This window comes from Bacillus sp. LR_5 (assembly GCF_042709275.1).
Genome location: NZ_JAVAXX010000226.1, coordinates 1 through 10,721, shown reverse-complemented (window position 1 = coordinate 10,721; position 10,721 = coordinate 1). Strand labels below are relative to the sequence as shown.

General features: G+C 45.5%; 12 protein-coding genes. 4 read left to right on the top strand and 8 right to left on the bottom strand.

Going from position 1 to position 10,721, the window contains the following annotated elements:
- The first annotated feature begins 27 nt into the window (after positions 1 to 27).
- Positions 28 to 255 (top strand): membrane protein insertion efficiency factor YidD, encoded by a 228-nt coding sequence (yidD, locus tag RAC86_RS28885; protein ID WP_003229076.1) that lies wholly within the window; start codon positions 28 to 30, stop codon positions 253 to 255.
- Here yidD and RAC86_RS28880 read toward each other — a convergent pair.
- Positions 252 to 815, bottom strand: coding sequence for a beta-class carbonic anhydrase (locus RAC86_RS28880; RefSeq protein WP_003229074.1), 564 nt, complete (start codon positions 813 to 815; stop codon positions 252 to 254). The two genes, yidD and RAC86_RS28880, sit on opposite strands and share 4 nt — an antisense overlap.
- A gap of 93 nt (positions 816 to 908) precedes the next feature.
- Positions 909 to 1,157, bottom strand: coding sequence for a type B 50S ribosomal protein L31 (locus tag RAC86_RS28875; RefSeq protein ID WP_003219346.1), 249 nt, complete (start codon positions 1,155 to 1,157; stop codon positions 909 to 911).
- 205 nt (positions 1,158 to 1,362) lie between these two features.
- Between RAC86_RS28875 and RAC86_RS28870 the strand changes: the two genes are divergently transcribed.
- Genes RAC86_RS28870 through RAC86_RS28860 form a run of 3 tightly spaced genes read left to right on the top strand, consistent with a single transcriptional unit; the run spans position 1,363 to position 3,989 of the window.
- Entirely contained in the window at positions 1,363 to 2,694 is a 1,332-nt protein-coding gene (locus tag RAC86_RS28870; protein WP_003229073.1) for a cytochrome ubiquinol oxidase subunit I, read from the top strand.
- Between the two features lie 42 nt (positions 2,695 to 2,736).
- A complete protein-coding gene (locus RAC86_RS28865) occupies positions 2,737 to 3,777 on the top strand; it encodes a cytochrome d ubiquinol oxidase subunit II (protein ID WP_377886309.1) in 1,041 nt (346 codons plus the stop codon).
- Positions 3,778 to 3,830: 53 nt separating this feature from the next.
- Positions 3,831 to 3,989, top strand: a complete 159-nt coding sequence (locus RAC86_RS28860) for a DUF1540 domain-containing protein (protein WP_003229069.1) — start codon at positions 3,831 to 3,833, stop codon at positions 3,987 to 3,989.
- 18 nt (positions 3,990 to 4,007) lie between these two features.
- Here RAC86_RS28860 and mntD read toward each other — a convergent pair whose 3' ends face one another.
- From mntD to RAC86_RS28830, 6 genes are all read right to left on the bottom strand, one after another.
- Complete coding sequence (mntD, locus tag RAC86_RS28855; protein WP_377886308.1) at positions 4,008 to 4,895, bottom strand: manganese ABC transporter permease MntD; 888 nt, start codon at positions 4,893 to 4,895, stop codon at positions 4,008 to 4,010.
- Positions 4,885 to 6,192 (bottom strand): manganese ABC transporter permease MntC, encoded by a 1,308-nt coding sequence (gene mntC, locus RAC86_RS28850; protein WP_377886307.1) that lies wholly within the window; start codon positions 6,190 to 6,192, stop codon positions 4,885 to 4,887. Before mntC ends, mntD begins: the two co-directional genes overlap by 11 nt.
- A 5-nt stretch (positions 6,193 to 6,197) precedes the next feature.
- Positions 6,198 to 6,950: a manganese ABC transporter ATP-binding protein MntB gene (gene mntB, locus RAC86_RS28845; RefSeq protein ID WP_033884535.1), complete on the bottom strand. Its 753-nt coding sequence runs from the start codon at positions 6,948 to 6,950 to the stop codon at positions 6,198 to 6,200.
- A gap of 18 nt (positions 6,951 to 6,968) precedes the next feature.
- The gene (mntA, locus tag RAC86_RS28840) at positions 6,969 to 7,889 is read right to left on the bottom strand and encodes a manganese ABC transporter substrate-binding protein/adhesin MntA (RefSeq protein ID WP_377886306.1); all 921 of its coding nucleotides are present in this window, start codon (positions 7,887 to 7,889) and stop codon (positions 6,969 to 6,971) included.
- 279 nt (positions 7,890 to 8,168) lie between these two features.
- Positions 8,169 to 9,284: an o-succinylbenzoate synthase gene (menC, locus tag RAC86_RS28835; RefSeq protein WP_003229057.1), complete on the bottom strand. Its 1,116-nt coding sequence runs from the start codon at positions 9,282 to 9,284 to the stop codon at positions 8,169 to 8,171.
- Positions 9,281 to 10,721: o-succinylbenzoate--CoA ligase (locus tag RAC86_RS28830; RefSeq protein ID WP_377886305.1), on the bottom strand; the 1,441-nt coding region annotated here is incomplete at its 5' end. The genes RAC86_RS28830 and menC, both read right to left, overlap by 4 nt.

The following is a 10,721-nucleotide window of genomic DNA, read 5'->3' as shown; positions in this document are numbered from 1 at the left end:
TTGCATCAGAAAGGTTGCTGAAGAAACATGAAAACCCTATTCATCGCTCTGATCAGAGGATATCAAAAATTCATCTCGCCCCTGACACCGCCAACGTGCCGCTTTTATCCGACCTGTTCCCAATATGGAATCGAAGCGATTAAAACACATGGCGCTTTAAAAGGCGGATGGCTGACAATCAAACGGATTTTGAAATGCCACCCGTTCCATCCGGGAGGAGTCGATCCCGTTCCTGAAAAGAAACAAAAACATTAATTGTTATAACCGTTTACGATAAGATCCAGTTTTCCGGTTTTAGGATCAATGACTAAGCCATGGACCGGAACGTTTTCAGGGAACAGCGGGTGATGTTTAATAACATCTACGCTGTCTTTCACACTCGCTTCCACTGAATCAAAGCTTTTAAACCATTGATCAAAGTCTACACCGGAGTACTTTATTGTTTCGATGCGTTCTTCCGGAATCCCTCTTGCTTTGATTTTTTCAAGCATGCTTTTGCTGCTGATTTTGCTCATGCCGCAATCGTGATGCCCGATCACACACACCTCATCTGCATTCAGCTCGTACACTGCGACGAGTATACTTCTCATGATGCTTCCGAATGGGTGTGTCACAAGCGCACCGGCACTTTTAATGATTTTCACATCACCATTTCGCAAATTCATCGCATGCGGCAGCAGTTCAACCAGACGAGTGTCCATGCAAGAAAGAATCGCCATTTTTTTATCTGGAAATTTTGATGTTTGATACTTTTCATACTCTCTTTGTTCAGTAAATGTCTTGTTAAATTCGAGAATATCATTTAGAAGACTCATGTTCGTTGTCCCTTTCTATTCTTTTTACTCTTCAATATATCACAACCCTTGTTTATTCGTCATAATAAAAAAAGACAAACCCTCTGGTCTGCCTTATTTCCCCATGTTATAGCGTTTTTTGAACTGCTCAACTCGTCCGCCTTTTTCATTGAATTTCTGGCGGCCAGTATAAAACGGATGCGTGTCAGAGCTTACTTCTACTTTAATGACAGGATATGTGTTTCCGTCTTCCCACTCTGCTGTTTCATTAGATGTTTTCGTAGAGGTGCTGAGAAAACGGTAGCCGCTGTTGACATCCTGAAATATCACTTTGTGGTTCTTCGGATGAATTCCTTCTTTCATGTGAATCTCCTTTCAATAAATCGTAATAATTACGTTTTATTTTATAACCTTACAAACGTTTTGTCAATCTTCTTATATCCTTCCCTCTGTTTTCACATCGTAAACCTCATGGCATTTAAGAATAGGAAGAATAATCTAACCGAGGAAGCAAATAATAAACCCAAAATACATACAGAACGTCTTTTTAGAAAGGTGGTTTACGATTGTGGATGATTTAGTTTTGGCCAGAAGCCTCTTTGGCACGACAATGGGCTTTCATATTATTTTCGCAACACTTGGAGTCGGTCTCCCGCTCATGATTTTAGTGGCGGAATTGATCTATCAAAAAACGAAAGATGACCATTATGCGATCATGGCGAAAAGATGGACGAAAGCACAAGCCGTTTTGCTGGGGGTCGCCATACCGACCGGAACGATCGCGGGCACTCAGCTCGCGCTTTTATGGCCGGGATTTATGGAAGTCATCGGCCGGGTGATGTCCCTGCCATTTCAAATTGAAATCTATGCTTTTTTTGTTGAAGCCCTATTCATGTCGATTTATGTATACGCTGCAGACCGTTTGTCACCTGCAATGAGGATTGTTGCTGTTTTCTTTGTGTTAGTCGGGGCAGCAGCATCCGCTGTTCTGATCACGAATGTTCACGCTTTTGAAGGTACGCCCGCCGGTTTTAAAATTTTAAACGGAAAAATTACAGATGTTGACCCGTGGGCTGCGTTTTTTAATCCTAGCTTTTTTATCACTGCCGGCCATGTCGTGCTGTCCGCGTTTATGACTGGTGCGTTTATCGTGGCTTCTGTTGCGGCGTATAAAATGATCCGAACGAGGAAAAAGGAAAAGGTCTATCGCTTTCACCGGAAAGCCCTTTTGCTCGCACTGACGATCGGCGGTATTTTTTCATTGCTGACCGCTTTGAACGGACACGAATCTGCACAGATGCTGTACGAATACCAGCCCGAAAAATTAGCCGGTGCGGAAGGCCTATTTGAAACAAGATCCCACGCCCCGCTCGCTATCGGCGGTTTTACCGACCCGAATGAAGAAAAAGTAAAATGGGCTATCGAGATTCCATGGGCTTTAAGCTTTTTGGCAGCGAACCGTTTTGACACTGTTGTAAAGGGATTGAATGCATTTCCTAGAGATGAATGGCCGCCGCTTTTTATTCACACGCTGTTTAATGCGATGGTCGGAGTAGGCATGCTGTTGATTCTTTATTCCATCATCGGTGTGGTCTGGAGAAAGGTGCTCAAGAAAGACCGTTTCCCGACGTGGCTTTTGGTCATTTTCATGACAGCAGGGCCTTTTAGTCTTATCGGCATTGAATTCGGCTGGATTTTCGCCTGTACGGGGAGGCAGCCTTGGGTCATCTATCATCTGCTGAAAACATCGGATGTCGTAACAACGACTGGTTCGATCGGAGTGCTCTTCTTGTTTTTCACATTTGTTTATGCCGTGTTAGGCGCTGCTGTCGTCTACGTGCTGCTGTACTATTTCCGCAAGCACCCGGTTGACGAAGATTTAAATACAGCGGAGTCGTAATGGCTCCGCAAACAGGAAACCAAATGGAAGGAAGATCGACAAATGGAGATTTCAACTGACGCTCTGATCGCCATCTCAATTATCTGGGGCTTTGTGTTTATTTACGCCGTCATGGCGACAATGGATTTTGGAGCGGGATTTTGGTCTATGATCTATTTAAACAAGGAGCATATGAAGGCCACCGATATTGCGAATCGCTTTTTGTCCCCGACTTGGGAGGTCACAAATGTCTTTATTGTGGCCATCGTCGTGGCGCTTTTCAGTTTTTTCCCCGGCGCGACATTTGTGCTCGGCACCGTTTTATTAATTCCCGGAAGCATGATTTTACTGCTTTTAGCGATTCGAAGCGGATTTCTCGTGTTTTCAAATACAGCAAAGGAGCGGAAAACGCTAAGATATATTTCCGGCATCTCCGGCTTTATCATTCCTGCTATTTTAATTTTGGTGCTTCCTGTGACACACGGAGGGTTTATAGAAAAAACGGATGGAATCTATAACTTAAATATGTCTAAAATCTTTTCAAGCCCCAACGCCTATTCATTTATCGGGTTTGCGATTTTAAGCACCTTATTTTTGTCCTCGCTGCTGCTTGCAGATGTTTCAAATGTGGCAGAGGAACAGGATGCGTACCGAGCCTACAGAAAAAGCGCCCTGATTACCGGCCCGATTTCACTGTTGTTTGCTGTATGCATTATGGTAACTATGCGGAATGAAGCAAACTGGCTGTACAGCGGAATGATGAATGATTTTACTTGGATTATTGCATCGTTCATCACATTTGTCATTGCTGGAATCGCTCTTTTTCTGCCTAACAAAAGCTTTGGTCAAAACATCGGAAAACCGCGTCTCGCACTTGTTGCGATTGGGATACAGTATTTTCTCGCAAGCTACGCGTACGGGCGGGCGCATCTTCCGTATATGCTTTATCCCGATGTGACAGTCATGTCAGGCTTCACAGAGCCAGCAACGTTCAGAGCGCTGTTTGCAACGTATATCGTTGCATTTATCATTCTATTTCCGGGCTTCTTTTTCTTCTGGAAAATGTTTATGCGAGATAAACGCTATATCCGCCAGGAGGAATAGAGGGCAAGCCAGCCGGCTATACTAATCCAGAACCTTTATAAGGAGGGGATGGCATGGAGCAGAAAATTCTATGTGAGGTCAACAACTGTTCTTATTGGGGCAAAGGTAACAAATGCACCGCTGATGCCATTTATGTTGTCAGCCATACTGGTGAAACGGCTGAAAACAGCCGGGAAACAGACTGCAAAACGTTTAAGCCGCATGATTTGTAATTAAAAGAAAGAGCTGCGTCAGCCAGCTCTTTCTTTTTGCATGTTGAGTGTTCTCAGCTTTTTAGTTATGACCCCGTTTGCAGGTGAAAACAAAAAGGCGCTTGCATAACATACACCTGTCATGGCCGCCATCGCTCCTGAAATCGAAACATTAAGCCACGTTGCGAAGAAATAGCCCATGACCGCCGACAGCCCGCCAATCAACGCGCTGAGAATCAGCATATAAAGAAGCCGGTCTGTCAGCAAATGTGCCGCAGCAGGCGGAACAATCAGCATGGCCACAACCAATACAGCACCCACCGAATCAAAGGAAGCAACAGTCGTCAGGGACAGCATGCCCATTTGCACGTAATGAATGAGCAAAACCGGTATTCCCAAGGCTAAGGCCATTTGAGGATCAAACGAAGCGATTTTAAACTCCTTATAGCACACACTGATCAACACTACGTTTAAAACCAGAACAGATGCCAGCATCCAAAACGCTTTCGGCCCAATATCAACCCCGAATACCGTCACCGTATTCCACGGCACAAAAGCGATTTCTCCCATTAACGAGTGCTCAATATCGAGATGGACATTCGCTCCATACACAGAAAGCAAAATAACCCCAATTGCAAATAAGGATGTAAACACAACTCCTATGGCAGCATCTGATTGAACCCCCTTGCTATGAAGAAGCTGAACCAAGAAAGCCGTTAACAGACCGGTTGCGGCTGCGCCGATAAACATATAAATCCCATCGAGACTTCCCGTCACTAGAAAAGCGCCGACAATGCCAAGCAACACTGTATGACTGATTGCGTCGGTCAGCATCGCCATGCTTCTCAGTACAAGAAATGTGCCGATCAATCCGCAGCTTACACCGACTAATACACCGGTAGCTATAATCCATGCTTCAAAACTCATTCGCGATCTGTCCCTTCTCGGCATCATGAGACACTTTTCGAAGCTCAGGCATCCGTCCATACAGCTTTAAGAGTGAATAAAGCCGCTCTCTCGTTTCTCTCGGTAAACGGTCCGGGTCAAAGTAGTCCTGATCGGATTCTATATTGGCAAGTTCCATTTCATGCATGAGATACACTTCATACAGCCGCTGCTTCAAAGCTGTGTGATAGCCTTTTTCAATCCCTTTGCTTGTGATTTGCCAAATCCCATTTTCGATACGCTCAATGCACCTCTCTTGTTCCAAGTCATTTAATGCCTTAAGGCATAATGAAGGGGATAGGCGTCTTTTCTTTCTTACACTTTCAACAGTTACACAAAGATTTTTCTTTTCATACTGTTCATAAATCGCCAAAAGCACTTGCTCCCTGCTTGTTCTGCGCCGCAGCCTCATCAGCCTTATGGCTTTAGCAGCCAATCCCCGCTTAGGCGCGCAAATCATTGAAAAAAGAAAGAGCAGCGTTGCAGATAAGATCATTAATGGCCCTGTCGCCATTCCCTTCATCGTGGTGCTAAGCAGGGTTCCGGCCACTCCGCTGACCCCGCCTGTAATCCCGGCAATGATGATCATCCCGGTTAATCGTTCGGTCCAATATCTCGCGGTTATGGCAGGTGTAATCAGCATAGCCGCCATTAATATCACACCAACAGTCTGAAGCCCAATGACGACAGCACAGACAATCAGACAAGCCAAAAGCCCGTTTAAAAAACGCACCGGGATTCCTAATCCCTTTGCAAACGCGAGATCAAAAGTAATCAATGTAAATTCCTTAAAGAAAACAATACATAGGAGCAGTAGAACAGCGGATATCCCTGCAATAAGGATGATATCCTGCCTGACCAATGAAGCAGCCTGGCCGAATAAAAAAGAATCAAGCCCGCTTTGGCTTCCCGCCCCCTGTTGCTGAATATATGTCAGCAGAATGATCCCGACGCCAAAAAACACAGAAAGAACAATCCCGATCGCCGAGTCCTCCTTTGTTTTTGAAAGCCGAGGAATCAGCTGAATACAAAACGTTCCGAGCAGTCCGGCGAGCGCTGCCCCCAGCAAAAAGAAAGGCAGTGATTTTTGCCCGGTGAACAGAAAAGCGAGACACACTCCCGGCAGAGCTGAATGGGCCATCGCATCGCCGATTAAACTTTGCTTTCTCAGCAGCACAAAGCTGCCCAAAACACCGCTTGCCGTCCCGAGCAAAAGCGTACCGGCCAGCACCCACTGTGTATTCGGATGCTGAAGCTGCAGCCACAAACTTTCAAACATTGCGCTCACTCCTTATGTCCTTCTGCCAGCACTTTATCTTTTAAAAACGTAAGCCTTCCTCCATATGTTTTTTGCAGGTTTTCGATCGTAAAAACGTTTTCCGCTGGTCCGAAAGCGATTTTTCTTAAATGAAGCAGTAAGATCCAATCGAAATAATCCTCGGCGGTCTGCAGATCATGATGGACGACAAGCACGGTTTTTCCTTTTTCTTTGAGTTCTGCCAACAGCGTCATAATCGCGCGCTCCGTCGCTGCATCGACACCTGCAAACGGTTCATCCATAAAATAAATGTCAGCGTTCTGGCAGAGTGCCCGGGCAAGAAACACCCGCTGCTGCTGTCCGCCTGACAGCTGGCTGATTTGCCTCTTTGCATAATCAAGCATCCCGACTTTTGTTAATGCGGCCTTCGCCATCTCCACATCCGCTTTCTTTGGCCTCTTTAATAAACCGATTCTCCCGTATCTTCCCATTAGGACGACATCGAGCGCGCTTGTGGGGAAATCCCAGTCAACCGAGCCGCGCTGCGGAACATATCCGATTCTGGTCCGCTGATCCTTATAGTCTTTGCCGTAAATAGAGATGTCTCCGGAAGTACGGGGCACAAGACCGAGAATCGTTTTGATCAAGGTTGATTTTCCCGCGCCGTTTGGGCCGATAATGCCAATAAGTTTTCCTTCAGGCACCTGCAGCGAAATGTCCTGCAGTACAGGCTTTTTATGATAAGCAACCGTCACATTATCAAGCTCAACAGGGAACATATCCTCCACCTCTTTTCTTTATTTAAGCGCTTTAGTAATCGTGTTGATATTGTGGCGGAACATTCCTTCGTATGTGCCTTCTTTTGTGCCCTTTTCACCCATGGCATCCGAATAAAGCTGACCGCGGATTGTGACTGTATGGCCTTTTTCTTTAGCGCCTTCCACCACTGCATTGATTGATTTTTCAGATACACTGCTTTCTACGAACACAGCTTTTATTTGTTTTTCTGTCAGAAGATCAACCAGCTCCTGAACATCCCTTAATCCATAGTCCGAATCTGTGCTGAGTCCCTGCAGGCCTTTTACCTTAAATCCATACTCATTCCCAAAGTACGCAAACGCATCATGAGCAGTCACAAGCACACGGCTTTTCTCCGGAATATGTGCGATCTCCTTACGCGACCACTTATCTAAATATTGCAAATATTCTTTGTACTCTTTGGCATTTTTCCGAAAGGCATCTGCGTGCTGAGGCATTGCTTTGCTGAATTGCGCTTCAATTTCATCCACCGCATAGATCCATAACGGAATGCTGAACCAGACGTGGGGATCAAACGTCTTGCCTTCCCCCGCGGGAATAAGCTTATTTTTCGGAATGGCCTCAGCTACTGCCGCCGATTGTTTTTGTTCGCCGATTTTTTGGAGGACATCCTCCATTTTCCCTTCCAAATGCAACCCGCTGTACAGAACAACATCGGCAGACATTAATTTTTTCGTGTCACCTTGGGAAGCTTTGTAAAGGTGCGGATCAACCCCCGGTCCCATTAAAGAGGTGACTTTTACATGCTTACCTCCGATGTTTTCTGCTGCATCGGCAATTTGAGATGTTGTCGCTGTCACTTGTAATTGCTGATCAGCGCTTTTTCCGGCTGAATCCGTTCCGCATCCCGTTAAAGCAAAGGTCGCAAAAAGTACTGCTGCCATCAGCCCTTGTCTCATATTTCTCCTCCTCTTTGCCATCAATGTCCGATTGTTTTATCTTATGTTGTCGGTTCTTAGACATGTGACATTAAATTAGCCAAAAGCATGTTTTATTTACACAGGACAAAAAGTTTCCCTTATGCAAAATTATCGCGTTTGGCCATTTTTGTCAAGCTGATTTACATAAAAAAACCGGCTGGGTCAGCAGCCGGTCCAAACGAGAAGGGATGTATTCAACGAACACTTTTACTGTAACAGCACAGTGTCATTTATTCAAAATAGCAAAATGCTTTTTTCTTAACCATGCTGTGTGAAAACATCCATTTTGGTCACATATTTTCGCATAATATCTTGGTTTACCTCAACCCCTAAACCAGGCTGTTTTGACACAGAAATAAATCCATTATCAATACGAATATCAGGAGTTACAATATCTTCATCCCAATAGCGTGAGGATGAAGATATATCGCCAGGTATTGTGAATTGAGGCAGTGAAGCAAGCGCCACGTTCTGCGCTCTTGATATGCCTGTTTCCAGCATTCCTCCGCACCAAACCTGCATATGATGCTCTTTGCATAAATCATGAATTTTTAAGGCTTCTGTTAAGCCGCCGACACGAGAAGGTTTTATATTAATAATTTTGCAGCTTCCTAGCTCAATCGCCCGTCTCGCATCATCAACTGAACAAATGCTCTCATCAAGGCAAATGGCCGTTTTCAAATGTTTCTGCAGGTGGCGGTGGTCAACGATATCGTCAGCTTGGAGCGGCTGCTCAATCATCATTAAATGATAGTCATCAAGCTCCTTTAAACGGCTGATATCCTTCAGTTCGTAAGAGGAATTGGCATCGGCCATAAGCGGGATGTTTGGGAATCGGCTGCGGATGGCCTTGACCAATTCCACATCCTGCCCAGGCTGAATTTTAATTTTTATTCTTTGATAACCTTCTTTTTGATAGCTCTCAATTTCCTTCAGCATATCGTCAAGAGGCGCCAGGCCGACTACCACCCCGGCAGGGACTTTATCTCTTGTTCCGCCCAATGCCTCAGCAAGGGATACGCCCTTCTTTTTGGCATAAATATCCCATACAGCCGATTCAAGTCCCGCTTTTGCCATCCGGTTTCCTTTATACCGCGCCAGGCTGTCCGGCACTTCTGAAGGGTGATTGAATTCACGGCCGACGACATTTGGGATAAAAAAATCTTTTAGCATATGCAAACATGTTCCAATGGTTTCCTCGGTGTACCAAGGCGAAGAGAAAGCGGAAACTTCTCCCCAGCCTGTGACACCTGATGTATCAATGGCTTCCACGATCAGAAATTTACGCTCTTGAAGCGTTTCGATACTGTTTTTAAACGGTTTCTTTAAGTTCATGCTCAAATGGTAAAGCGTGATTTTTTCTATTTCGATCATAGCAGTTCTCCTTTACGCGCATCCTTCAGCTGATTTCGCAAGAGCTTATTAGACGCATTGCGCGGCAGGCGGTCAAGCACAAAGAATTTCGCCGGAATTTTATACTTCGCCAAGCGTTCTTTACAGTAGGCAGTCAATTCTTCTGCGCTCACAGGCTTGTGAAGGACAAGATAGGCATGAGGCACTTTCCCCCATTTTTTGTCTTCAGCCCCTGAAACCCCGGCTTCGGCCACAGCGGGGTGTGAAAGCAGCACTGACTCCACTTCGGCCGGATAAATGTTTTCTCCGCCAGAAATGATCAGATCTGAACGTCTGTCTAATACATATAAAAAGCCTTCGCTGTCCAAATAACCAAGATCACCTGTTTTCAGCCAGCCATTTTGAAAAGAGGCTACGTTTGCGCTCTCCCGGTTAAAATAGCTTTTCATGACATTCGGGCCTTTGACCATGATTTCACCGTGTTCAAACGGTTCACATACCTGTCCGTCCCGCTCTATTTTGATTTCACACGAAAACAGCGGTTTCCCCGCAGATCCGAGCTTTTCCATACTGAATTCCGGCGACAGGGTAACAATTTGCGAGCATGTTTCTGTCATTCCATATGACTGAAAGACAGGGAATCCTTTCTCACGGCATTCCTCAAGCAATGGCAGCGGTGCAGGACCGCCGCCGAGAAGAATGCATCTGATGGATTCAGGGCAGCGGTTTGTTTCTTCCAAAAGACTGGCCAGCATAGTCTGCACCGCAGATATCATTGTCACTTCATGCCTGTTGATAGAATCCAGCACATCGCTTACGGAAAAACGCTGGTGAAGCACGACAGTCATTCCATAGATCACAGATTTAAATAATGCGGACAAGCCGCTGATGTGAAAGAGCGGCAATGCGATAAGCCAGCGGTCTTGTTCTGTTATACCCAAATTAAGAGCGGACGACACCGCACTGAAATAATGGTTTCCGAACGTTTGCTGAACTCCCTTGGGCTTTCCTGTCGTACCCGACGTATACATCAGCGTTGCCGTTGCATCCATTTGCATATAAGCCTGGATCTCAATTTCCTCTGCTGCTTCTTTCATCAGTTCATCCACATCAATCGTTTGAACGATGTGTTCATATTCTTTCTTCTCAAAGCTTGAATCTGTCAATAAAAAGCCGGATCCCGAATCCTCCAGCTGAAACAGCCTTTCATGTGTTGACAGCTTCGTATTCAAAAGCACCGCCTTAACACCAAGCAAAAAACAAGCGTGAACGGCGTATACCATTTCCGCACGGTTTTGGAGCAAAATAGCCGCAGTATCCCCTTTCCGAACCGAATGAGCGGCAAGCTGTGCCGCCATTCGTTTAGACGCAGCAAATAATTCTGCAAATGTCACGGTTTGGTCTCTATAAATGAGAGCGATTCTCTCAGGTGTCAGCTGTGCCCGCTGCATGAGCCAG